Source organism: Kutzneria chonburiensis (genome assembly GCF_028622115.1).
In the GTDB taxonomy this organism is placed as follows: domain Bacteria; phylum Actinomycetota; class Actinomycetes; order Mycobacteriales; family Pseudonocardiaceae; genus Kutzneria; species Kutzneria chonburiensis.
The window spans coordinates 6,094,555-6,118,635 of record NZ_CP097263.1 but is presented as its reverse complement, the minus strand read 5'-3'; the positions used below and the strand labels follow the sequence as shown (position 1 = coordinate 6,118,635).

The 24,081-nt window shown below is 68.5% G+C and carries 22 protein-coding genes; 13 read left to right on the top strand and 9 right to left on the bottom strand.

Annotation, left to right across the window (positions count from 1 at the left end; translation table 11 throughout):
• Positions 1–305: 305 nt before the first annotated feature.
• From M3Q35_RS27685 to M3Q35_RS27665, 5 genes are all read right to left on the bottom strand, one after another.
• Positions 306–1,331 (bottom strand): ABC transporter ATP-binding protein, encoded by a 1,026-nt coding sequence (locus tag M3Q35_RS27685; protein ID WP_273935459.1) that lies wholly within the window; start codon positions 1,329–1,331, stop codon positions 306–308.
• Between the two features lie 4 nt (positions 1,332–1,335).
• Positions 1,336–2,382, bottom strand: coding sequence for an ABC transporter ATP-binding protein (locus M3Q35_RS27680; RefSeq protein WP_273935458.1), 1,047 nt, complete (start codon positions 2,380–2,382; stop codon positions 1,336–1,338).
• A complete protein-coding gene (locus M3Q35_RS27675) occupies positions 2,382–3,392 on the bottom strand; it encodes an ABC transporter permease (protein WP_273935457.1) in 1,011 nt (336 codons plus the stop codon). Before M3Q35_RS27675 ends, M3Q35_RS27680 begins: the two co-directional genes overlap by 1 nt.
• An 84-nt stretch (positions 3,393–3,476) precedes the next feature.
• On the bottom strand, positions 3,477–5,234 hold the full coding sequence (locus tag M3Q35_RS27670; RefSeq protein ID WP_273935456.1) for an ABC transporter substrate-binding protein: 1,758 nt from the start codon (positions 5,232–5,234) through the stop codon (positions 3,477–3,479).
• 62 nt (positions 5,235–5,296) lie between these two features.
• Positions 5,297–6,295: an ABC transporter permease gene (locus M3Q35_RS27665; protein ID WP_273935455.1), complete on the bottom strand. Its 999-nt coding sequence runs from the start codon at positions 6,293–6,295 to the stop codon at positions 5,297–5,299.
• Positions 6,296–6,698: 403 nt separating this feature from the next.
• Here M3Q35_RS27665 and M3Q35_RS27660 point away from each other — a divergent pair, with 403 nt between their 5' ends.
• Positions 6,699–7,472: an enoyl-CoA hydratase-related protein gene (locus M3Q35_RS27660; RefSeq protein WP_273935454.1), complete on the top strand. Its 774-nt coding sequence runs from the start codon at positions 6,699–6,701 to the stop codon at positions 7,470–7,472.
• A gap of 305 nt (positions 7,473–7,777) precedes the next feature.
• Positions 7,778–10,081: a discoidin domain-containing protein gene (locus M3Q35_RS27655; RefSeq protein ID WP_273935453.1), complete on the top strand. Its 2,304-nt coding sequence runs from the start codon at positions 7,778–7,780 to the stop codon at positions 10,079–10,081.
• Between the two features lie 41 nt (positions 10,082–10,122).
• Here the strand turns inward: M3Q35_RS27655 and M3Q35_RS27650 are convergent, their stop codons facing one another.
• On the bottom strand, positions 10,123–11,001 hold the full coding sequence (locus tag M3Q35_RS27650; RefSeq protein WP_273935452.1) for a LysR family transcriptional regulator: 879 nt from the start codon (positions 10,999–11,001) through the stop codon (positions 10,123–10,125).
• Between the two features lie 40 nt (positions 11,002–11,041).
• The gene (locus tag M3Q35_RS27645) at positions 11,042–11,536 is read right to left on the bottom strand and encodes an NUDIX domain-containing protein (RefSeq protein ID WP_446685273.1); all 495 of its coding nucleotides are present in this window, start codon (positions 11,534–11,536) and stop codon (positions 11,042–11,044) included.
• Positions 11,537–11,661: 125 nt separating this feature from the next.
• Here M3Q35_RS27645 and nucS point away from each other — a divergent pair, with 125 nt between their 5' ends.
• The 3 genes from nucS (at position 11,662) to M3Q35_RS27630 (ending at position 14,044) form a co-directional block, all read left to right on the top strand.
• Entirely contained in the window at positions 11,662–12,321 is a 660-nt protein-coding gene (nucS, locus tag M3Q35_RS27640) for an endonuclease NucS (RefSeq protein ID WP_273935450.1), read from the top strand.
• Positions 12,322–12,459: 138 nt separating this feature from the next.
• Positions 12,460–13,329, top strand: a complete 870-nt coding sequence (locus M3Q35_RS27635) for an SDR family NAD(P)-dependent oxidoreductase (RefSeq protein ID WP_273935449.1) — start codon at positions 12,460–12,462, stop codon at positions 13,327–13,329.
• A gap of 235 nt (positions 13,330–13,564) precedes the next feature.
• Positions 13,565–14,044, top strand: a complete 480-nt coding sequence (locus M3Q35_RS27630) for a transglycosylase SLT domain-containing protein (RefSeq protein WP_273935448.1) — start codon at positions 13,565–13,567, stop codon at positions 14,042–14,044.
• Positions 14,045–14,142: 98 nt separating this feature from the next.
• On the opposite strand, the gene M3Q35_RS27625 is transcribed toward M3Q35_RS27630, so the two are convergent.
• Positions 14,143–15,057: a cytochrome c oxidase assembly protein gene (locus M3Q35_RS27625; protein ID WP_273935447.1), complete on the bottom strand. Its 915-nt coding sequence runs from the start codon at positions 15,055–15,057 to the stop codon at positions 14,143–14,145.
• 36 nt (positions 15,058–15,093) lie between these two features.
• Between M3Q35_RS27625 and M3Q35_RS27620 the strand changes: the two genes are divergently transcribed.
• The 5 genes from M3Q35_RS27620 to M3Q35_RS27600 all read left to right on the top strand — a co-directional run bounded on the left by M3Q35_RS27620 (position 15,094) and on the right by M3Q35_RS27600 (position 20,534).
• Positions 15,094–15,510, top strand: a complete 417-nt coding sequence (locus tag M3Q35_RS27620; protein WP_379794178.1) for an HIT family protein — start codon at positions 15,094–15,096, stop codon at positions 15,508–15,510.
• 179 nt (positions 15,511–15,689) lie between these two features.
• Entirely contained in the window at positions 15,690–17,387 is a 1,698-nt protein-coding gene (locus tag M3Q35_RS27615) for a sodium:solute symporter family protein (protein ID WP_273935445.1), read from the top strand.
• Positions 17,388–17,403: 16 nt separating this feature from the next.
• Positions 17,404–17,679, top strand: a complete 276-nt coding sequence (locus M3Q35_RS27610) for a hypothetical protein (RefSeq protein ID WP_273935444.1) — start codon at positions 17,404–17,406, stop codon at positions 17,677–17,679.
• 278 nt (positions 17,680–17,957) lie between these two features.
• On the top strand, positions 17,958–18,917 hold the full coding sequence (locus tag M3Q35_RS27605; protein WP_273935443.1) for a hypothetical protein: 960 nt from the start codon (positions 17,958–17,960) through the stop codon (positions 18,915–18,917).
• A 108-nt stretch (positions 18,918–19,025) separates the two neighbouring features.
• Positions 19,026–20,534, top strand: coding sequence for an aldehyde dehydrogenase family protein (locus M3Q35_RS27600; protein ID WP_273935442.1), 1,509 nt, complete (start codon positions 19,026–19,028; stop codon positions 20,532–20,534).
• Between the two features lie 60 nt (positions 20,535–20,594).
• Here M3Q35_RS27600 and M3Q35_RS27595 read toward each other — a convergent pair whose 3' ends face one another.
• A complete protein-coding gene (locus tag M3Q35_RS27595) occupies positions 20,595–21,599 on the bottom strand; it encodes an ABC transporter substrate-binding protein (RefSeq protein ID WP_273935441.1) in 1,005 nt (334 codons plus the stop codon).
• Between the two features lie 101 nt (positions 21,600–21,700).
• Between M3Q35_RS27595 and dhaK the strand changes: the two genes are divergently transcribed.
• Genes dhaK through dhaM form a run of 3 tightly spaced genes read left to right on the top strand, consistent with a single transcriptional unit; the run spans position 21,701 to position 23,988 of the window.
• Complete coding sequence (gene dhaK / locus M3Q35_RS27590) at positions 21,701–22,702, top strand: dihydroxyacetone kinase subunit DhaK (RefSeq protein WP_273935440.1); 1,002 nt, start codon at positions 21,701–21,703, stop codon at positions 22,700–22,702.
• 3 nt (positions 22,703–22,705) lie between these two features.
• Positions 22,706–23,326 carry a dihydroxyacetone kinase subunit DhaL gene (dhaL, locus tag M3Q35_RS27585; RefSeq protein WP_273935439.1) on the top strand — a complete coding sequence of 207 codons (621 nt, stop codon included), beginning with the start codon at positions 22,706–22,708 and terminating at the stop codon, positions 23,324–23,326.
• On the top strand, positions 23,323–23,988 hold the full coding sequence (gene dhaM / locus M3Q35_RS27580) for a dihydroxyacetone kinase phosphoryl donor subunit DhaM (RefSeq protein WP_273935438.1): 666 nt from the start codon (positions 23,323–23,325) through the stop codon (positions 23,986–23,988). Before dhaL ends, dhaM begins: the two co-directional genes overlap by 4 nt.
• Positions 23,989–24,081: the final 93 nt, after the last annotated feature.

Genomic DNA, 24,081 nt, shown 5'->3' with positions numbered 1-24,081 from the left:
TCGATCTCGATGGCAGAACCGTATGCGATTACATCGTGCACAATCAAGTTGTGGACGATGTGACTGCGGTCACAATGGGGTCGGTTCTCGCGGTTGGCGTCACCATAAGCGCAGGTCAGGTGGGGTATATGCGAGCGGGGCAGAACGTGCCGCCAATGCCCGTCCCCTGTTCGAACGGGCAACCGCCGCCGCCCACCCACAGCAAAACCCCCGCGAGTCCCGCCTAGCGTCACAGCGAAAGCGTGAAACGGATTCACACGTTCGGTGTGCCGCTGAGCGGGACTCGCGGGGGTTGGGGGTGTGGTTTACTCCGCGGCGGCGGTGGCCTTGTCCGAGGAGGACGGCACGTTCTCCGGGAAGTGGCAGGCGACCTGCTGGCCCGGGGCCAGCTCGACCAGCGGCGGCTCCACCGTCTTGCACTTGTCCTGGGCCTTCCAGCACCGGGTGTGGAAGCGGCAGGCCGGCGGCGGGTTGATCGGGCTGGGCACGTCGCCGACCAGGCGGATGCGCTCCCGCTTGCCCTTGTTCTCCGGGTCCGGCACCGGCACCGCCGACAGCAGCGCCACCGTGTACGGGTGCATCGGCCGCTCGTACAGCGCGTTCCGGTCGGCGATCTCCATGATCTTGCCCAGGTACATCACGGCGACCCGGTCGGACACGTGCCGCACCACCGACAGGTCGTGCGCGATCATCACGTAGGTCAGGTCCAGCTCGCTCTGCAGGTCCTCGAGCAGGTTGATCACCTGGGCCTGGATGGACACGTCCAGCGCGGACACCGGCTCGTCGGCCACGATCAGCTTGGGCTTGAGGGCCAGCGTCCGCGCGATGCCGATGCGCTGGCGCTGGCCGCCGGAGAACTCGTGCGGGTAGCGGTTGTAGTGCTCGGGATTGAGCCCGACCAGCTCCAGCAGCTCCTGCACGGCCTTCTTCACGCCCTGCGGCGTCGACACCTTCTGCAGCCGGAACGGCGCGCCGATGATGGTGCCGACGTTGTGCCGCGGGTTGAGCGACGAGTACGGGTCCTGGAAGATCATCTGCACGTCGCGGCGCAGCGGCCGCATCGCCGAGTTGGACAGGTGGGTGATGTCCCGTCCCTCGAAGACGATCTTGCCGTCGGTCGGCTCCAGCAGCCGGGTCAGCAGCCGGCCGGTGGTGGTCTTTCCGCAGCCGGACTCGCCGACCAGGGACAGCGTCTCGCCGGTGCGCACCGAGAAGTCGAGCCCGTCGACGGCCTTGACCGCGCCGACCTGCCGGCGCAGCAGTCCACGCCGGATCGGGAAGTGCTTGCGCAGCCCCGAAACCGCCAACAGACTGTCCACAGTGGTCTCCATATTCCTAGAGTTTCGGCTGGATCTCGTTGGTCCAGATCCGCAGCCGCTGGTCGACGGTCATGTGGCAGGCCACCTTGTGGCCGTTGCCGATGTCGACCAGTTCGGGCACCTGTGACGTGGTGACCTCGCCGGGGATGTCCTTGTACGCGCAGCGCGGGTGGAAGGCGCAGCCGCTGGGCACGTTGATCAGGCTGGGCGGCGTGCCCTTGATCGGCAGCAGCCGTTCGGAGCGGTCCCGGTCCAGCCGCGGCATCGAGCCGAGCAGGCCCCAGGTGTAGGGGTGCTGCGGCGAGTGGAACACCTCGCGCGCGCTGCCCTGCTCGACCGAGCGCCCGGCGTACATCACCATGATGTCGTCGGCCAGCTCGGCCACCACGCCGAGGTCGTGCGTGATGATGATGACGGCCGAGCCGAACTCCTGCTGGAGGTCCTTGATCAGGTCCAGGATCTGGGCCTGCACGGTGACGTCCAGCGCGGTCGTCGGCTCGTCGGCGATCAGCAGCTCCGGGTCGCAGCACAGCGCCATGGCGATCATCGCGCGCTGCCGCATGCCGCCGGAGAACTGGTGGGGGTAGTCGTCGACCCGCGAGTTCGGCTGCGGGATGCCGACCCGGTCCAGCATCTCGATGGCGTGCTTGCGGGCCACCGCCTTGGTCACCTTGTGGTGGATCCGGTAGGCCTCGATGATCTGCGCGCCGACCGTGTAGAACGGGTGCATGGCCGACAGCGGGTCCTGGAAGATCATCGCCATCTTCTTGCCCCGCAACGAGCGCACGTGCTCGTCGTCGGCCGACAGCAGCTCCTCGCCGTCCAGCCAGATCTCGCCGGTCATCTTGGCCCTGGCGTAGCGCTGCAGGCCCATCAGGGCCATGCTGCTCACGCTCTTGCCGGAGCCGGACTCGCCGACGATGCCCAGCGTCTTGCCGCGCTCCAGCTTGAACGACAGGCCGTCGACCGACTTGACCACGCCGTCGTCGGTGTTGAAGTGCACCCGCAGGTCGTCGACCTCGAGGAAGCTGCGCTGCGCGGGCGGCTCGTACAGTTCGGTCACTAGATACGCACCCTCGGGTCGATGACCACGTACAGAATGTCCACCACCAGGTTGGCCACGATGACGAAGGTGGCGGCCAGGATGGTCACGCCCAGCACCTTCGGCAGGTCGTTGCTGGTGATCGCCTGCAACGCGTACGCGCCGAGGCCGTTGAGCGAGTACGTGTGCTCGGTCAGGATCGAGCTGCCCAGCAGGATGCCGATGTCGAGGCCGAAGATGGTGGTGATCGGGGTCAGCGCGGCCCGCAGGCCGTGCCGGACCACCACCGTCCGCTCCGGCAGGCCCTTGGCCCGCGCGGTGCGGATGAAGTCCTCGCCCATCGTCTCCAGCATGCCGGCCCTGGTCAGTCGGGCGTACGCGGCGGCGTTGAGGAAGGCCAGCGTCACCCACGGCAGCACCAGGTCGTACGCCCACAACGCCGGGTTGTCGGTGAAGTTGGTGTAGCTGCCGCCGGCCGGGAACCAGCCGAGGTTGTAGCTGAAGATGTTCAGCGCCAGCAGACCGGTGAAGAAGATCGGCAGCGACACGCCGGCCAGCGCGATGCCCATCGCCGTCCGGTCGAACAGCGATCCCTTGCGCAGCGCGGAGACCACGCCGGCCGAGACGCCGAAGGACAGCCACACGATCGCGCCGCCGATGGCCAGCGACAGCGTCACCGGGAAGCGGTCGAGCAGGTCCGGCAGCACCGGGTTCTGCGTGATGAACGAGTAGCCGAGGCACGGCGCCGGGCAGTGCACGGTGGTCGGACCGGTGCTGTAGTCGGCCCCGGCGAAGATGCCGGCCAGGAACCGCCCGTACTGCACGTACAGCGGGTCGGTGAAACCGAGTTTCTGCGCCATCAGGTGGATCTGCGCCGCGTCCGCGGTCTTGCCGACGTAGCGCGAGGCCAGGTCGTCCGCGGTCGCGCCACCGATGCGGGGCAGCAGGAAGAAGATCAGGAAGACCGCGATGCTGACGATGAACAGCATCACGATCGCCCCGAGCAGGCGACGAATCAGATATGCGAACACCGGGACGGCTGACAGCAGCCCGGCCGCCGCCGTCGAGACGGACGGCGGCGGCCGGATGCCTTACGCCTTCACCTACCTTCCCGCTTACTTCTTGGCGCCGAGGGCGAGGTAGTCGTACATCTGGTAGCCGTTGCTGACGAACACGTTGGTCAGGTTCGGCGGCCGGTAGAGCAGGCCCTTGGACCAGAGGCCGGGCAGGGTGTAGGCGTCGTCCATGACCTTCTTGTCCACGTCGACCCAGACCTTCTCACGGGCCGAGGTGTCGGTCGTGGTCAGCGCCTTGTCGACGAGCGCGTCAACGGCGGGGTCCTTGACCGACAGGTTGGTGTTGCCGCCCGAGGCCCGGATGACCCGGCTGTCGACGATCTGGCTGAGGAAGCCGAAGCCGTCCGGCCAGTCGGCGCCCCACCCGGTGATCATCAGGCCGAGGTTGTTGTTCTTGGCGTAGTCCGGCTTGCCGGCGTACAGCTTGTAGTAGTCGCCGGTCGGGAACGGCTTGATGGTCAGCTTGATGCCGGCCTTGCCCAGCGACTGCTGCAGCGCCTCGGCGGCCGCCTTCTCCTTCGGACGCTCGGCCCGGTAGGAGATGTTGGTCTCGAAGCCGTCGGCCTTGCCACAGGCCTGCAGTTCCGACTTGGCCTTGGCCACGTCACCGGCGTTGCCCGGCGTCGCGTAGGTGTCGAACGACTCGGCGCCCGGGATGATCGGCGGCATCATGTTGGACGCGATCTGGCCGCCGGTCTGGCCGCCGTACGCGGCCAGGTAGCCGGTCTTGTCCGCGGCGTACTCGACCGCCTTGCGGCAGTGGATGTTGTCCAGCGGGGCCACGTCACCGTTGATCGAGGTGTACCAGAGCCGGGCCACCGTCGGGTCGTCCGCGTTGGCCTTCTTGGTCTGGTCGCTCAGGATCTTGCCCTGGGCCGCCGCCTGCACGCCGGAGCCCGCGATGTCGATGTCGAGGCTGCCCGCGAGCAGGCGGTTGTCGATGTCATCGGCATTCACGTTCAGCGCGACGTCGTACTCGTCCGGCAGCGCCTTGCGCACCGGGTCCGTCTTCTGGTCCCACTGCGGGTTGCGGACCAGCGTGAAGTTCTTGCCGAGGTTGTTTTCCTTGAACATGTACGGGCCGGTGGAGACCACGTGCTCCTTGTACTTGGAGCCGGTGTCCTTGGCCTGCTCGACCGGGATGGTCGAGGGCAGCATCGCGAAGTAGTCGAAGCCGGAGAAGGCCGTCTTCAGGTGGAACACGATGGTCGAGTCGTCCGGCGTCTCGATGGCCTTCAGGCCGAGCTTGTCCGGCGTCGGGTCGCTGTAGGGCGTCTTGTAGTCGCCCAGGTCCAGGTAGTCGTTGAAGTACGTGGGACCGTTGGGAAAGACGGTCTTGTCGAGCGAGCGCTCGACCGCGTACTTGACGTCCTTGGACGTGACGGTCTTGCCGTCCTCGAACTTGACGCCGCTGCGGATCTTGTACGTCCAGGTCTTGCCGTCGTCGCTGGGCTTGCCGAGCGACTCGGCCAGGTCCGGCACGAGCTTCGCGCCCTCGGCGCCCGGCGCCGACTGGAACGTCACCAGGGAGCGGCCGTAGAGGCGGACGAAGTTCCAGGAGTAGGCGTAGTACGTGTCGCCCGGGTCCAGGGAGTCCCAGTCACCCGAGTTCGCCATCCTGATGACGCCACCCTTGGTGTCCGAGGGGTTGACCACCTTGTCGGCCCCGGCGTTGAACCCGGAGGCCCCGCCCGCGGTGTTGTTCGAACTCGAACCCCCGCCGCCGCCACACGCGGTCAGGCCCACGGCGAGCGCGGAGGCGACGGCGACCGCCGCCATGACCCGCTTTCTCTTCATGATCTGGTCAACCCCTCATCTTCTCGAACTGCTTCCAGACTGGTTGCAGAGATTGGGGCCCGCTAGCGGGCACGTGGGTCGAGCGCGTCGCGCAGACCGTCACCGAACAGGTTGAACGCCAACACGGTGATGAAGATGGCGATGCCCGGCACGAGCATGAACTCCGGGTCGATCTGGTAGTACTGCGTCGCGTCGGACAGCATGCCGCCCCAGGTCGGCGTGGGCGGGCGAACGCCGACGCCGAGGTAGGACAGGGCCGACTCGAACAGCACGTTGGTCGGGATCAGCAGCGTGGAGTACACCAGGATCGGCGCGGCCAGGTTGGGCAGCAGCTCCCGGAACAGGATGTGCGGGGCCCGGGCGCCGAGGCTGCGCGCGGCGTCGACGAACTCGCGCTCGCGCAGGGACAGCGTCTGGCCGCGGATGATCCGGCCGATGTACGACCAGTTGAAGAAGCCGATGATGAAGATCAGCAGGACGATGCGCAGCGCGTCGCCCGAAAGGCCGAACGCGTTGTCCGGCACCACACCGGCCAGCGCCAGCGAGAACAGCAGCAGCGGGAACGCCAGGAAGACGTCCATCAGCCGGCTGATCAGCGTGTCGACCCAGCCGCCGAAGAAGCCGGCGACCACACCGAGCACGGTGCCGATGACCACCGAGACCACGGTGGACAGGAAGGCGATCAGCAGCGAGACCCAGGACCCGGCGAAGATGCGGGCCAGCAGGTCGCGGCCGTTGACCGGCTCGACGCCCAGCGGGTGGTCCGCGCTCAGGCCGCCGAAGAAGCCCTTGGGGATCTGGAGATCGGGGTCGACCAGCGACTGGTTGAACTGCGTTGTCGGGATGAGGCCGAACACCCGGTCCAGGACGAACGCCACCGCGGCGGCGACGACCAGGATCGCGACGACCACACCGCCGGCCATCGCGACGCGGTCCCGCCGCAGTCGCATCCAGGCGATCTGCCGCAGCGAGCGGCCCTCGATCGCCTTGCCCATCCCGGCCAGCACGGCCTCAGGCTCTGCCTGGACCGCGTCGCCCGGAACGTCCAAGGGCGCCGTCATCGTCTCATCCCCTGCCTTCGGCGACCGTGCGTCAATTTGCACCCGTTGGGAACTCACCAGTTCCCATGAGTTCAGCAGACTCTCTTACCTATGGCTGAACAGCGCCAGATTCATCGCCCGTCCGTGGCGGGATTGTGATTGAAATGGCGGACAGGAGGCCGCCGACGTACCCTGTTCGGCCTAAGCTATGCTAGGCCATTCGGGTGAAACTAGGTTGGTGCTCGGTCCAACTTGTCGACACAGGGTGACGACCGTCGCCGAGACGCCCTGGCTGGCGCGCATTGGCCGGATCGAACTCGAGAAATTGCTTACCAATGGTACTCGAACGATTTTGCCGGAATGCGCTGCGCACGCGTCGGGTGACTGGCTGTGAATGCTTCCCGGGTGTGGGAGCGTGATGGACATGGCCTCCTACCAGCACATCCTGCTCGACCGTGCCGGCGCGACGGCACGGATCACCATGAACCGCCCATCGCGGCGCAATTCACTGTCCGAAGACCACCTCCGTGAGCTGTTGGACGCCGTCCGCTCGGTGGCCGCCTCCGACGCCACCGGGCTCGTGCTGGCCGCCGCCGGGCCCGTGTTCTCCGCCGGCCACGACTTCGGCGACGTGGCCGCCCGTGACCTGCTCGGCGTGCGGGACCTGTTGGCGGTGTGCACGTCGTTGATGCAGGCCCTCCAGGCCGCCCCGCAGGTCGTGATCGCTCGCGTGCAGGGCTTGGCCACCGCTGCCGGTTGCCAGCTCGTCGCCTCGTGCGACCTGGCCGTGGCCGCTTCGTCGGCCGGCTTCGCCCTGCCCGGTGGGCACGGCGGCTGGTTCTGCCACACGCCGTCCGTGCCGGTCGCCCGCGCCATCGGCCGTAAGCGGCTAATGGAAATGGCCCTTACCGGAGACCCCATCGACGCCGCCACGGCGCTGGAGTGGGGTCTGGTCAACCGCGTCGTGCCCGACTCGGAGCTGGATTCCGCCGTCGACGAGCTGCTGGCCCGGGCGACGCGGGGGAGCCGTGCCTCCAAGGCCTTGGGCAAGCGGACCCTGTACGCCCAGCTCGACCGCCCCGAAGCCGATGCGTACACCCTGGCCTTGGAAGTCATGGCCGCCGCTTCGCAGTTGGACGACGCCCGCGAGGGCATGGCCGCCTTCCTAGAGAAGCGCCACCCCACCTGGTCCAGCTGACCCCTGAACCCCCGCGAGTCCCGCTCAGCGTCACGCCGAATGTGTGAATCCGTTTCACGCGTTCGGTGTGACGCTAGGCGGGACTCGCCGGGTTTGCGGGGGTTGCGCTGGTTCTTGCTGGGGTGGACCGTTGCTGTAGGCGACCAGACGGCCGCTCGCCGCTGCACGCTTGCGCAGCCGTCGCATACTTGCGTTGATCGCGAGAAAGTTTGCGACTTTTCGATCCAGATATTGCAGTCAGTCGTCTTGTCTTCTTAACGTGGCGGTCACACCAAGGCACCCTGCCCGCCGAAGTGGAGACGACGATGTCGAAGCGATCCCTGCGTTCCTTATCCCTGCGACTGGGTTCCGCCGGCGTGGCCCTGGCGACGCTGGTCGGCCTGGCCCTCGCGGCACCCGACGCGGCGCCATCGGCGTCGGCGGCGACCGGCGGCCGCGGCGCGACCGTGCCGTTCACCGAGTACGAGGCCGAGACGGCCGGCACCAACGGCACCGTGATCGGCCCCAACCGGGCCGCCGGCACGCTGGCCGGCGAAGCCTCCGGCCGCAAGGCGGTCACGCTGTCCGGCAACGGCCGGTACGTGGAGTTCACCCTCACCGCACCGGCCAACGCCGTGACCCTGCACTACTCCGTGCCCGACGCCGGCGGCGGCGCGGCGTACACGACACCGATCGCGGTCTACGTCAACGGGGCCAAGAACCGCGACCTGACCCTGACCAACAAGTACAGCTGGTACTACGGCGGCTACCCGTTCACCAACGACCCGGGCGCCGGCAACCAGCACCACCTCTACGACGACGTGCGGACCCTGTTCGGCAGCACGCTGGCCGCCGGCACCAAGGTCAAGTTCCAGCTCGACGCGGCCTCGGTCGCCGTCACGCTGGACACCGCCGACTTCGAGAACGTGGCCGGGCCGACCGGCCAGCCGGCGGGCTCGCTGTCGGTCACCTCGTACGGCGCCGACCCGAGCGGCGCGGCCGACTCCGGCAGCGCCTTCGTCACCGCCATCGCGGCGGCGTCGTCCCAGGGCAAGGTGCTGTACGTGCCGCAGGGCACGTACACGGTCAACCAGCACCTGACCGTCAACAACGTGACGATCCAGGGCGCCGGCCAGTGGTACTCGGTGTTGCACGGCAACCGGGTCGGCGTCTTCGGCCTCGGCGAGCCCAACAGCTGCGGCCAGGGCGGCAACTCCGGTGTCAGCAGTAACGTCAAGCTGTACGACTTCGCGATCATCGGCGAGGTCACCGAGCGCAACGACTGCGACCAGGTCAACGCCATCGGCGGCGCGCTCGGCGGCGGTTCCGTGGTCTCGGGTCTGTTCCTCCAGCACGTCAAGGTCGGGCTGTGGCTGGACGGGCCGTTCGACGGCCTGACCGTGTCCAACAACCGGATCCTGGACGTCACCGCCGACGGCCTCAACCTGCACGACGGCATCAGCCATGTCACCGTGACCAACAACTTCCTGCGCAACACCGGTGATGACGGCCTGGCCATGTGGTCGGAGATCAACGCCGACCACGACAACACGTTCTCGTTCAACACCGTCGAACTGCCCATGCTGGCCAACAACATCGCCATCTACGGCGGTCACGACAACAGCGTGACCGACAACGTGGTGACCGATACCCAGACCCAGGGCGGCGGCATCCACGTGGCCAACCGCTTCAACTCCGTGCATGTCGCCGGCACGACCACGTTGGCACGCAACACAACCCTGCGGGCCGGCGTGCTCGATCCCAACTGGCAGTTCGGCGTCGGCGCGATCTGGTTCGACGCCCAGCAGGGCGCGCTGGACGGCACGGTCAACGTCACCGACTCGAACCTGCTGGACAGCTCGTACGAGGCGATCCAGACCGTCGAGGGCTCGACGGTGAGCAACGTGCACTTCAGCAACATCACCATCGACGGCACCGGAACCTTCGTGCTGCAACTGCAGGCCGGCGGTTCGGCCAGCTTCACCAACGTCACCGCCGCGCATGTCGGCGCGTCCAACCCGATCTACAGCTGCCTCGGCAACAGTTTCACCATCACCCAGGGCAGCGGCAATTCCGGTTGGTACACCGCGACTCCGTACTGCGGACCGTGGCCAGCGCCGGTCTACACCTACCCCGGTGGCGGCGAGCCGCCCACCACGACGACCACCACCACGACCACCACGACGACGACCACGACCACCACCCCGCCGAGCGGAAACCTGGCTCTGGGCAAGGCGATGTCGGCCAGCAGCTACACCCAGGTCTACGGTCCCGGCAACGCCAACGACAACAACCCCAGCAGCTACTGGGAAAGCGCCAACAACGCCTTCCCGCAGTGGTTGCAGGTCGACCTCGGTTCGTCGACCTCGGTGCGGCGCATCGTGCTCACCCTGCCGCCGTCCAGCGCGTGGGGCGCTCGCACGGAAACCTTGTCCGTACAGGGTTCCGCCGACGGCGGTTCGTTCGCCACCGTGGTCGGCTCGGCCGGCTACCGGTTCGATCCGGCAACCGGCAACACCGTGACCATCACCGTGCCGGCCACGAGCCAGCGTTTCCTGCGGCTCAACTTCACCGGCAACGACGGCTGGCCCGCGGGCCAGGTATCCGAGTTCCAGGTCTACGGATCCTGAACCGGCGGGGCCGGATCCCCTGTGGCGGCAGGGGATCCGGCCTACGGCTGGGCCAGCGCGGCCAGTGCCGCGGCGATCACCGGCTGGCGTTCGGTGCCGGCCCGCACCACGACCTCGATCTTCCGGTGCAGCCCAGGGGCCGGGATCAGGGCCAGCCCGGCCGGGGCGTTGCGGGCGGCCATGCCCGGCATCATCGTCACGCACAGGCCGGCCGCGACCATGTCCAGCGCCACCGGGATGCTCGCGCAGCTGTGGATCAGCTTGGGCGTGAAGCCGGCGGTGCGAGCCGCGTGCACGTTGGCCTCGCGGCAACTGCCTTCCGGATAGGACACCCACGCCTGCTCGCTCAGCGCCGACAGGCCCTCGGTTTCGACGGCCTCGCGCAGCCTTTCCGGTACGCAGATGAGGAACGGGTCGTCGCACACCGGCAGCGCCACCACCCCTGGCTGGAGTTCGGTGCCCAGGTGCCGGTAGCGGTAGGCCACCACGAGATCGAGCCGCCGCTGCCGCAGCATCGCGATGGTCTCCTCGGGCTCGGCCTCGTGAAACCGGAACCGCAGTTGCGGGTGGCGGGCCTGCAGGGTCTCGGTCATGGGCAGCACGACCGACGGGAAGCCGCTGGTGAAGCAGCCCACCGCCAGCTCGCCGTCGATCGTCCCGGCCAGCTCGTTGACCTCAGCCGACGCCCGTTCCAGCGCCGCCAGCACGTCTTCGCAGCGCCGGGCCAGCGCGCGGCCGGCGCTGGTCAGCCGCACCGTCCGGCCTTCGCGCAGCAGCAGCGGCTTGCCGACCTCGGCCTCCAGCGCCCTGAGCTGCTGGGACACGGCCGAGGCCGTCACGTGGTGCACGTCGGCCACCGCCGTCACCGTCTGGTACTCGGCCAGGTCGCGCAGCAGCACGAGCCGTCGCACATCCATCATGTAGACGAGCTTAAGGCTTTTCGCCGAACACGTAGCCGATCTACGGCTGCCGCGACTCGTGCAGGAGCAGCAGCATGTACGCCGCCACGCTCTGGGCGTCGGTGATCTCGCCGCGGGCGATCATCGCCTCGAACTCGGCCCGGTGGATCCAGGCCGAGCGCATGTCCTGCTCTTCCAGCTCACGCTCCGGCTCGCCTTCGGTCAGGCCCGTCGCCAGGAACACCGTGCCCCGCTGGCTCGACATGCCCGGCGCCACGTCCAGGACGCCCAGCTCGATCAGCTCCTCCGCCCGCAGCCCCGTCTCCTCGCGCAGCTCCCGTGCCGCCAGCTCCTTCGCCTCCACGCTGGCCAGATCCGGCGCCGTGCCCTGGCAGAACTCCCAGCGTCGTTCGCCCAGCGGGTACCGGAACTGCTCGACCAGGCGCAGCCGGTCCCCGTCCAGCGGGATGACCAGCGCGTAGTTCGGCTTGTCCACCACGCCGTAGATGCCGGGCGAGCCGTCCGGGCGGCGGATGTCGTCCTCGCGGACCGTCATCCAGGCGTTGCGATACACCTCGCGCGATTGGGTCGTCTCCACGGGCCCGATCCTTTCAGGCTGGTTTTTCGGCGCGGCAGCCCCGGGCGCGCAGGGTGGCGATCGTCCCGGTACCTTCGTTCGCCGTGCGTCTTGTGATCGCGCGGTGCCAGGTCGACTACGTCGGCAGGTTGACCGCCCATCTGCCGATGGCCAACCGGCTGCTGCTCATCAAGGCCGACGGGTCGGTGTCGGTGCACTCCGACGACCGGGCCTACAAGCCGTTGAACTGGATGAGCCCGCCGTGCTGGCTGATCGAGGACCCGGGCGTGTGGACCGTGCAGAACAAGGCCGGCGAGAAGCTGGTGATCTCCGTCGAGGAGGTCATGCACGACTCCAAGCACGAGCTCGGCATCGAGCCCGGCCTGGTCAAGGACGGGGTCGAGGCCCACCTCCAGGTGCTGCTGGCCGAGCACGTCACCACCCTCGGCGACGGCTGGTCCCTGGTGCGGCGGGAGTTCCCCACCGCCATCGGCCCCGTCGACCTCATGTGCCGCGACAACGACGGCGTCTCTGTCGCGGTCGAGATCAAGCGCCGTGGCGAGATCGACGGCGTCGAGCAGCTGACCCGCTACCTCGAGCTGCTCAACCGGGATCCGCTGCTGGCCCCGGTCAAGGGCGTCTTCGCCGCCCAGCAGATCAAGCCCCAGGCCCGCACCCTGGCCGAGGACCGCGGGATCCGCTGCGTGACCCTGGACTACGACGCCCTCAAGGGCACCGACTCCGACGAGTTCCGCCTGTTCTGAGCACGTGAGCGGCGGCGGGCGACCCCGCCGCCGTTGTTTTTGTCGCCATTATTGAGTGAACGTTCACTTGACAGCCGCTCGGGGCCCGGCCTAGCCTTCTGATGTCAGTAATGAACGTTCACTCAATAAGGAGCCGGGATGGATCGGGTGTGGCTGGTGACGGGGAGCTCGCGCGGGCTGGGGCGGGAGATTGTGGTGGCGGCGCTCGAGGCGGGGGATCGGGTGGTGGCGACGGCGAGGAAGCCGGAGCAGCTGGCGGATCTGGTGGCGGAGTACGGCGACCGGGTACGGGCGGTGGGGCTGGACGTGACTGACGCAGAGGCGGCGGAAGAGGCGGTGAAGGCGGCGGTGGACGCCTTCGAGCGGCTGGACGTGGTGGTGAACAACGCCGGGTACGCGAATCTGGTGTCGGTCGAAGACAGTGAACCGGCGGACTTCCGGGCGCAGCTGGAGACGAATCTGCTGGGCGTGGTGAACGTGAGCAAGGCGGCGCTGCCGGTGCTGAGGAAACAGGGCAGCGGGCGGATCATCCAGGTGTCCTCGCTGGGCGGCCGGGTGGCGACGCCGGGACTGGCGGCGTATCAGGCGGCGAAGTGGGCGGTGGGCGGGTTTTCCGAAGTGCTGGCGCAGGAAGTGGCGCCGCTGGGGATCAAGGTGACGGTGCTGGAGCCGGGCGGAATGCGTACGGACTGGGCGGGATCGTCGATGACGGTGCCGCCGATCAGCGAGCCGTATCGGCCGACGGTCGGGGCGCTGGCGGCGATGTTCGACAGCACGGAAGTCGCGCCGGCGGGCGATCCGGCGAAGGTGGCGCGAGCAGTGCTGACCGTGGCCGATCTCGACGAGCCGCCGGTGCGGTTGCTGCTGGGCAGCGATGCCGTGCAGTACGCGGCGGTGGTCGCGCAGGCGAGGGTGGCTGAGGATGAGAAGTGGCGGTATATCAGCGTTTCCACCGACCATGACGATGCGACGGCCGCATCGCTCGACCCGATGGGCCGCGCTGAATGACGTCGGCCCGTGCTATTCGTTGGTGGATGACGGTTCTGCTTGACGCGTGACTTCGACGTCCTGGTTGTGCAACAATTGTGCGACGGCGCAACCACAACGTTTTCACTAGGTGGTCCACCGCTTTTGGTTGCGCGACAGGCGATTTTCGTCCTGATCGGGACAGGTTCCTCGCCGCAGCCCCGAATTTCCGCATTAGCTGGACGTGTTCACGTTCCCGGCAGTTCGGAGCCCCGAGGTGATTCAAGCGCTGTCCCGGCTCGTCGCGGTCGCGGCGTCGGCATTGCTGGCCGGCTCGGTGCCGCCCGCCCACGTGCCGGCCTCCGCCCCGGTCGAGCACGAGAAGTGTGCGTCGGTGAGCAAGTCGGAAGGCGACCAGTATTCGGCCGCCCAGTTGGCCAAGTTGGCCAAGGACGCCGGTTTCACCGGCCAGGGCCTGATCAACGCGGTCGCGGTCGCGCTGGCCGAGAGCAGCGGCTTCACCCACGCGCTGCTGGTCAACGAGAACTGCACCCGCGACCGCGGCCTGTGGCAGATCAACGACTACTGGCACCCCGAGATCAGCGAGCAGCAGGCCTTCGATCCGGTCCAGAACGCCAAGGCGGCCTTCGACATCTCGTCCCAGGGCGCGACCTGGGACCAGTGGTCGACGTGGGAGAACGGCGCCTACAAGGACTATCTGTCCGAGGCCGAGCAGGCGGTGAACACCCCCGCCTGACCAGCCACCCCCGCGAGTCCCGCTCAGCGTCACACCGAAATGACGAATCCGTTTCACGCATTCGGTGTGACTGTGGGCGGGACTCGCGGGGGCTTGGGTCAGCCTCGCTTGAAGCGCTCGGACAGGTTGGGGTCGTTCTCCCACCACGGGCGGTCGGAGTCCTCGCCGGCGGCCTCCTGCTCGTCCAGCACACGGTCGATCTCCTTGGCCTGCTTGGCGTCTTCCTTGGTCATACGGTTGAGCAGCGCGCCGAGGAAGGGCAGGCCGGCCAGATCGCCGACGATCCACAGCACGCCGGCGCCGAAGATCTGGTCCGTGTGGAGGTCGGGACCCCAGGTGCGGCCGAGGGCCTGGTAGTAGTCGGCGGCGACGAGGTGGCCGGAGAACCACAGGGTGAGACCGAGGGTGGCGTCGCCGACGACCTCGACGAGGGTGATCCACACCGACACCAGGTGGTGGAAGCGCCGCGGCACCGGGTCGAGCTGCAAACGGCTCCAAAAGTAAACAAGACCGATCAGGACCAACAGCAGCCGGGTGAGCTCGTCGACGACCGGCGAGCGCAGCACGGTGGGGTACCAGGCGGTGAAGTAGAGCAGCCACGGTGTGGCGATGAGCAGCACGGACGCGGTCGCCGGGAACGCGATGACCTTGCCGAAAGGACTGTGCAGCAAGGAACGCAGCCGCACGACCACCGCAGCCGGACCGGTGTCGCGCAGCAGCGTGAACGGCGCGCCCAGCGCCAACCCGAGCGGGACGACCATCAGCAGCAGGATGATCTGGGCCGCCCGCATGAAGAACAGGGTGTCGGCGTAGACGCCGATGCTGGACAGGGTCGCGATGGCGTACGTGCCGAGACCGGCGCCGTAGAACGCGATCATCCGGGCCCGCGGCCAGCCGCCGACCCGGCGGACGGCCCGCCAGTACCACCCGCCGACAACCAGGATGACCAGCAGGGACACGGGATCGGCCGTCCACGCCGTGACGGCGGTGACCAGCGTGAGAGGCTCCGGCACGGCCTCCAGTCTGACACTGCCGAAAGGGCGTCGATTTTGGACCCGAAATGCATATTCTGTGTCATTGTGTCCGGTGCCGCCGACGCCAGCGTTGTGCACGAGGACGAGCACCTCATCGCCTTCTGCGACCTGAACCCGATCAACCGCGGCCACCTGCTCATCGCGCCCAAACGGCACGCGACGAACCTCGCCGAGCTGCCCGAGACGACCGGCGCCCTGATGTTCCCGCTCGCGCAGCGGCTGGCCGCGCGCATCCGGCGCAGCCCGATCCCGGCCGACGGCATCAACCTGATGCTGGCGGACGGCGCAGCGGCCGGGCAGAGCGTCTTCCACGTCCACCTGCATGTGATCCCGCGCATGATCAAGGACGGCTTCGGCGTGCACGGCGGTGGCCGGGCGGCTACGCGGAGCGATCTTGACCAGGTCGCGCGGCTCTTGATCACCAAGCCGTGATCGTCTTGTGACCGCCCGTCACCGAGCGGGCCCCATCATGGTCAATTAGTGTGACCTTCCAACAAAACGACGGCTGGGCTCCGACCTGTTCACCGCGTCTTGACTGTGCGGTAACGTTCACTTCCGCCACCTCGTGGTGAATGCTGTTCGGTGCTGTTCGATGTGTGGAGGTGGGGCTGGTGCACGTCCTGGCGGACGCGAACCTCCGGCTGGACGCCGGGCCCGTGGACTACGTCCTACTCGGCTTCTACTTCGTCCTGGTGCTGGGCATCGGCGCGCTGGCCCGCCGCTCGGTGTCCTCCAGCCTGGACTTCTTCCTGTCCGGCCGGTCGATGCCGGCCTGGGTGACGGGCCTGGCCTTCATCTCGGCCAACCTGGGCGCCGTCGAGATCTTCGGCATGACCGCCAACGGCGCGCAGTACGGCGTGCCGACGGTGCACTACTACTGGATCGGCGCCATCCCGGCCATGGTCTTCCTCGGCCTGGTCATGATGCCCTTCTACTACGGCTCGAAGGTCCGCAGCGTGCCGGAGTTCCTGCTCCGCCGGTTCGGCCGCTTCGCGCACCTGGTCAACAGCCTCAGCTTCGCCATCGCCCAGGTGCTGATCGCCGGCGTCAACCTCTACGCCCTGGCGCTCACGATCAACCTGCTGCTCGGCTGGCCGCTGTGGGTGTCGATCATTGCCTCGGCCGCGATCGTGTTGGCCTACACCACGCTGGGCGGCCTGTCCGCGGCGATCTACAACGAGGTCATGCAGTTCTTCGTGATCGTGGCGATGCTGCTGCCGCTGACCATCGTCGGCCTGTACAAGGTGGGCGGCTGGAACGGCCTGGTGGCCAAGCTGACCGCGGCCAGTCCCGACACCGCCGCCGCGCAGCTGCACTCCTGGCCCGGCTCCAACCTGACCGGCATCGACAACCCGGTGCTCTCGGTCATCGGCCTGGTCTTCGGCCTCGGCTTCGTGCTGTCCTTCGGCTACTGGACGACGAACTTCGCCGAGGTGCAGCGGGCGCTGTCGGCCAAGAGCATGTCGGCCGCCCGGCGCACGCCGCTGATCGGCGCGTACCCCAAGACCGTGATCGTGCTGCTGATCTTCATCCCGGGCATGATCGCCGCGGTGATCTCGCCCGAGCTGGCCGCGTTCAAGGCCAGCGGCGGCAAGGCGGCCAACGGCGTGACCTACAACGACACCATCGAGCTGCTGATCCGCGACCTGCTGCCCAACGGCATGCTGGGCGTGGCGATCACCGGTCTGGTGGCGGCGTTCATGGCCGGCATGGCGGCCAGCGTGAGCTCGTTCAACACGGTGTTCACCTACGACCTGTGGCAGACCTACGTCGTCAAGAACAAGCCGGACGAGTACTACCTGCGGGTCGGCCGGCTGATCACGATCGTCGGCTGCCTCATCGCGATCGGCACCGCGTTCATCGCCGGCCAGTTCAGCAACATCATGGACTACCTGCAGACGCTGTTCGGCTTCTTCAACGCGCCGCTGTTCGCGACGTTCCTGCTGGGCATGTTCTGGAAGCGGATGACGCCGATGGCCGGCGGTATCGGCCTGATCGTCGGCACCGCGTCGGCGGTCACGGTGGACGTGCTCAACCGGTCGGGCGTGTTCACGCTGTCCGGCCAGGGCGGCGCCTTCGTGGCGGCCAGCGTCGCGTTCATCATGGACATCGTGATCAGCGTGCTGGTCACCCTGGTGACCGCGCCCAAGCCGGACTCGGAGCTGGTCGGGCTGGTGTGGTCGCTGACCCCGCGGGACAGCCTCAAGCACTCCGACACCGGCGAGAACGCCGGCTGGTACCGCAAGCCGGTCGTGCTCGGCGCCGGCGTGCTGGTGCTGGCGGCCGTGCTGAACATCATCTTCTGGTGAGGGAGGACAGACTGCGATGAGCGAGCCTGTGAAGAAGCGCGCGGGGCTGTTCGACCTCCGCTACGTGCTGGCGCTGCTGTTCGTGGTGTACGGCGTGGTGCTGACCGTGATGGGCATCGCGTTCACCAGCCAGGCCGGCCTGGACAAGGCGGCCGGCATCAACATCAATCTGTGGGGCGGGATCGTGATGCTCGTGGTGGGCATCGTGTTCGCGCTCTGGGCGCGGCTGCGGCCGATCACGGTGCCGGTGACCGAGCCCGCCGACGACGCCACTGGCGCCGGCGAGAGCTGATCCGTACCAGCGGCGGTCGGTGCTGATGTGAGTCAGCGCCGGCCGCTGCGGTGCGGGTACACCGGGTTGAACGCCTCGACCGTCCAGGCGTCGAAGCGACGGGCGGCCTTGCGGGCCTGCTTGCGCAGAACCTTGATCACTGCTTCCCCTTCCGGGTCTGTTTCTTCCTTGCACTCTCTAGGACGTTCTGGCCTTCTGAATCGTTCCCGAAACTCTCGGTGAGACCGATCACGGGATTCACGTCACACGGATCGGCGCAGGTCGCTACCGTGCACCCCGTGCTCCGCCTCGCCTGCGCCGTGCTCGCGGCCGTCGCCCTGCTCACGGCCTGCTCGCCCAACGTCGACACGACCCGGTCGGTGGCCGGGCGCAACACCGTCACCGGCCAGCCCGAAGGCAACACCGCGGCGATGGATCCGGCGTTCACCGAGACCAAGCTGCGCCTGGTCGACCCCTGCGCACTGCTCGACGACAAGCTGCTCGCCGCCGTCGGCACGCCCGACGGCAAGCCGCACGGCGACCCCTTCCAGGGCTGCAAGGCCCAGGTCACGGTGGACGACGTCCAGAACACCGTCACCGTCACGCTCGGCGATGCCGTGCCGGAGTGGGACCGCGACGCGCTGTCGCTGGCCGGCATGCGAGTGCTGGAAGCACGGCAGACCGGCAGCTGCACGGACAAGGCGGTCACGCAGGCGTCGCCGACGCGGGCGGTGGTCGTCCGCGCTGAGGTCAAGGGCGGCGAGCCGTGCGCGGTCGCCCGACAGGTGCTCACCGGCGTCATCGCGCGCATCCGCACCGCGCCGCCGCGGGTCCCGATGGGCAGCAGCGTCATGGCCGGCCAAGACCCGTGCTTGCTGGTCGACCGCGCCACCATCTTTGCGATCGTGCCCGGCGGCGATCCCAAACGGGACTCCGAGTCGCTCTACGACTGCGCCTGGCGGCAGAAGGGCGTCACGCTCGAGGTCTACGGCAAGATCGGCAGTGACCCGTCGGTCGCCGGCTTCGACGCCGCGCCCACGCCGGTCGACCTTGGCGGCGGTGTCACCGCGTACCGGTCCGACACCTCGGCCGGGTACCCGTCCTGCACGCTGAAGTGGGCCGACCGGCCGATGGCCGACGGCGTCGGCGAGATCGTCACGGTCTACGTGGCCAACGGGCAGAAGCTGCCGGACTTTGACACGTGCGCCAAGGCCGTCGTCGCGGGCAAGATCGTCGTCGCGAATCTGCCCAAATCCTGATTCACCCGCATGGCCGTGTGACACGGCCAGGAGAATGGGTGCTGACGAGTACGGGTCGCCTTGCGTACTCTTCAGTAACAAGCTGAGTGCCCAATGCCGGGAGGGTCGATGACTCAGACAGCGCCGGGGAGCAGTGCGGTGACCACCACGGGTGACGGACGGTTCGCCTCACTGGATCCGCGCACGGGAGAGGTCGTCGCGCACCACCCGGTCCACACGCCCCAACAGGTCGCGGACGCGGTGGCGCAGGCCCGCCGGGCCAGCAACTGGTGGCAGGAGCTGGGCTTCGACGGCCGCAAGGCTCGCCTCGACGCGTGGCGGCGGCTGCTGGTCAAACGCCTTGACGAGGCGGCCGGCCTGATCTCGGCCGAGACCGGCAAGCCGGCGGCCGACGCCAAGCTGGAGATGGTGATCGTCATCGATCACCTGCACTGGGCGGCGAAGAACGCCGAGCGCGTGCTGCGCAAGCGTCGCGTGCCGGCCGGCCTGCTGATGTCCAACCAGTCCGCGACGATCGAGTACCTGCCGGTCGGCGTGGTCGGCGTGATCGGCCCGTGGAACTACCCGGCCTTCACGCCGATGGGCTCCATCGCCTACGCGCTGGCCGCCGGCAACACGGTCGTGTTCAAGCCGTCCGAGCTGACGCCGGGCGTCGGCACCTGGCTGTCCGACACGCTGGCCGAGATCGTGCCCGAGCACCCGGTGCTCAGCGTGGTCACCGGTTTCGGCGAGACCGGCGCGGCGCTGTGCCGGTCCGGTGTGGACAAGCTGGCCTTCACCGGCTCGACCGCGACCGGCAAGCGCGTGATGGCCGCCTGTGCCGAGTCGCTGACCCCGGTGCTGGTGGAGTGCGGCGGCAAGGACGCGTTGATCGTCGACTTCGACGCCGACGTGGCGCTGGCCGCCGATGCGGCGGTGTGGGGCGCGATGTCCAACGCCGGTCAGACCTGCATCGGCGTCGAGCGCGTGTACGTGCACGAGGACGTCGCCGAGGAGTTCACCGCCGCGGTCCGCAAGCTCGCGGCCAAGGTCCGTCCCGGCGGCGACCCCGGCGCCGACCTCGGGCCGATCACCATGCCGTCCCAGGTGGACATCATCCGCAGCCACGTGCAGGACGCCATCGACAAGGGCGCGAAGGCGCTGGTCGGCGGGGTCGAGTCGGTGCGGCCGCCGTTCGTCGAGCCGGTCGTGCTGGCCGACGTGCCGGAGGACTCGCTGGCCATCACCGACGAGACCTTCGGGCCGACCATCACGATCAACCGAGTACGCGACACCGACGAGGCGATCCGGCTGGCCAACGCCGGGCGGTACGGCCTCGGCGGCACCGTGTTCTCCAAGGCCCGCGGCGAGCAGCTGGCCCGTCGGCTCAAGGCCGGCATGGTGTCGATCAACGGCGTGGTCGCCTTCGCGGCCATCCCGTCGCTGCCCTTCGGCGGCATCGGCGACTCCGGCTTCGGCCGCATCCACGGCGAGGACGGCCTGCGCGAGTTCGCCCGTCCGCAGGCGGTCGCCCGCCGCAAGTTCAAGCCCCTGCTCAACCCGATGTCCTTCACCCGCGGCGCCGGCACCGTCCGCCAGCTCCTGGCCATCGTCAAACTCCGCTACGGCCGCAAGTGAAGTTCGGAACGGACCATTCCAAAACTCGGAGTTTAGGAATGGTCCGTTCACAGCTTCGGTTCAGACCCCTAGGAGCCCGCGGAGGTCCTTGAGGACGGAGTTGGCTGAGAGGACGCCGAGGCCGAGGTACCAGGTCTCGTCGGGGACCTGCTTGGCGTGGCCGGCCTTGACCGCGCCGAGCGTCGGCCACAGCGGGCCGCCGAGCACGGCGGCCTGGCCGGTCTTGCCGGGGGAGCCGTAGGTGCCCCAGAGGATCCAGTCGGCGTCGGCCTTGCCGATCTGCTCGGGGCTGACCTCCACGGCCAGGTCGTTGGCCTTGCCGGACTCGGTGACCGGCAGCCCGGTGTCGGCCAGCACGGTGCCGACGAACGACTTGGTGGCGTACAGGCGGATCTTGCCGGGCATGAAGCGCAGCATCGAGATGACCGGCAGCTTGCCCAGCTTGGCCTGCGCGTCCTGGCCGAGCTTGCGGGCCGCGGCCTCGTAGTCGGAGATCATCTTGTCGGCCTGCTCGGTCCGGTCCAGCGCGGCCGAGTTGAGCCGGAAGTTGCTCTTCCAGGTGTAGCCGGGACGTTCGCTGAACACCGTCGGCGCGATCTTGGCCAGCAGCGGGTACTGCTTCTCGGCCCGCAGCTTGGAGCCCAGGATCAGGTCCGGCTTGAGCGCGGCGATCGCTTCCAGGTTGAGCGTGTTGGTGGTGCCGACGTTCGCCGGCTTGCCGGCCTTGTCGCCGACGTAGGACGGCATGTCGGGCGAGCCGTCGGGGAAGGCGACGCCGACCGGCTGCACGCCCAGCGCGACCACGTTGTCCAGCTCGCCGGTGTCGAGCACGATCACCCGGGTCGGCTTCTTCTCCAGGGTGGTCTTGCCCATGGCGTGGGTGATGGTGCGCGGGAACACGCCGGGCAGCGCGTCGGTCCCGTACTTGGCGGTGCGCGCGCCGGCGTCCTGGAAGCCGGCGCCGCCCACGGCGACCTCGGAACGGCCGTCGGTGGCCGGCGACTGCCCACAGGCGGTCAACATGAGCGCGGCCGCGATCAGCACGGCGATTCCCCTGGATCTCATGTTAGGTGAGCCTACCCTTGGGAATTCACGGCTGGCGTGTGATGTGTTCGCGGGGGTAGGAAGGTCGGGCCGGTTGTGGGCCGCGACGAGGGGACACCGCGATGAAGAAGATCATCAACGACCCGGCCGCAGTGGTCGAGGAGGCCTTGCGGGGCATGGCTTTGGCCCATCCGGACCTGCTGGCGGTGCAGCCGGATCCGGCGGTGGTCTGGCGAGCCGACGCCCCGGTCCGGGGGAAGGTGGCGCTGGTCTCCGGCGGCGGCTCCGGCCATGAGCCGATGCACGGCGGCTTTGTCGGCGCGGGCATGCTGGACGCCGCGTGCCCGGGTGCGGTTTTCACGTCGCCGACGCCGGACCAGGTGCAGGCCGCGGTGGCGAAGGTCGACGGTGGCGCGGGGGTGCTGCTGATCGTCAAGAACTACACCGGTGACGTGCTGAACTTCGAGACCGCGGCCGAGTTGATCGCCATGGACGACATCGAGGTGCGCACGGTCGTGATCGACGACGACGTCGCCGTGAAGGACTCGCTGTACACGGCCGGCCGGCGCGGCGTGGCCGGCACGGTGTTGCTGGAGAAGATCGTCGGCGCGGCGGCCGAGCAGGGCGCGGACCTCGACCGCTGCGAAGCGTTGGCGCGCAAGGTGGTGGCCGGAGTCCGGTCACTGGGCCTGGCGCTGACCGCGTGCACGGTGCCGCATGTCGGGCAGCCGAGCTTCGACCTGGCCGACGACGAGTACGAGCTGGGCATCGGCATTCACGGCGAGCCCGGTCGGGAGCGCCGGACCATGGAGCCCGCGGATGTGTTGGTACGTAGGCTGATCGAGCCCGTGGTGGAGGATCTGCCGTTCGCCTCCGGGGACAAGGTGTTGCTGTTCACCAACTCCATGGGTGGCACACCGCTGGTCGAGCTGTACCTGGCCCACGGCATCGCGGAGAAGTTGTTGGCGGAACGGGGAATCGTGGTCGAGCGCCGACTCGTCGGCCCGTACGTGACCAGTCTGGAGATGCAGGGCATGAGCCTGACGCTGCTGAAGCTGGACGACGAGTTGACCGAGCTGTGGGACGCCCCGGTGCGGACCGCGGCGCTGCGCTGGGGGATGTGAACGATGGGCTGCTCGACGGCGGACGTGGTGAACGCGGTAAGAGCGATGGCCGTGGTGGTCGCGGCGCACCGAGACGAGTTGGTCGATCTCGACCGGGTCATCGGCGACGGTGACCACGGCGAGAACCTCAAGCGCGGCTTCGACTTCGTGGTGTCCGCAGTGGACTCGTCCGAAGTGGACAGTCCGGCGGCGGTGTTGAAGCTGGTGGCCAAGACGTTGATCTCCAAGGTCGGCGGCGCGTCCGGACCGCTGTACGGCACGGCTTTCCTGCGGGCCGCCACGGATCTCGAGGAGGTTGACGGCGCGTCGGTCGCCGCGGCACTGCGGGCGGCGCTGGACGGCGTGGTCGCGCGGGGCAAGGCCGAGATCGGCGACAAGACCATGGTCGACGCCTTGCTGCCGGCGGTCGAGGCGGCCGAGGCCGTGAAGGACAAGTCGGTGGCTGAGGTGTTGGCGGCCGCGGCAACCGCGGCCGAAACCGGTGCCGAGTCGACGATTCCGTTGGTGGCGCGCAAGGGACGGGCGTCCTATCTGGGCGAGCGCTCGGCCGGGCACCTCGACCCCGGCGCGCGGTCGACGGCGTTGTTGCTGCGCTCGCTGGCCGATTCGGCGAGTGCGTCGTGACCGTTGGCCTGGTGATCGTCTCGCACAGCGCCAAGCTGGCCGAGGGTGTGGCCGAACTCGCCGGCCAGATGGCCCCGGACGTGGTGATCAAGGCGGCCGGCGGCATGGAGGACGGCTCCATCGGCACCGACTTCGACCGCGTCTGCACGGCACTGGAGAAGGCCGACTCCGGCGACGGCGCGGTGCTGCTCTACGACCTCGGCAGCGCCCGGATGATCGCCGACCTGGCGGTGGAGTCGCACGCGAATCCGTTGCGGGCGGTCGTGGTTGACGCCCCGGTAGTGGAAGGCGCCGTCGCGGCGGCGGTTGCGGCGCAGGGCGGCGGCGATCTGGCCGGCGTGGCGCGGGCGGCCGGCGAGCGGCCGCCGGAGTTCGGCGAGGAGGCGCCGCCGGCCAACGGTGAATCTGTCGAACTGCTGCTGCGCAACGAGGTCGGCCTGCACGCGCGGCCGGCGGCGCTGCTGGTGCGCACGATCGCCAGCCTCAAGGCCGATGTCACCGTCCACCACAACGGACAGCAGGCCGACGCGCGCAGTGTGCTGGCGCTGATGGGCCTGTCCGCGCGGGGTGGTGACACGATCAAGGTGGTGGCCGACGGGCCCGACGCGGCCGAGGCCCTGCGGCGGATCGGCAAGCTGGTGGAGATCGAGTTCGAGGAGTAGTCCGAAAAAGCACTGAACCGGGCGGGCGGTTGCCGGCGTAGTTGGCGGCGATCGTCTCTGCGAGCACGACCGACCGGCCGGCTCTGTGCTTTT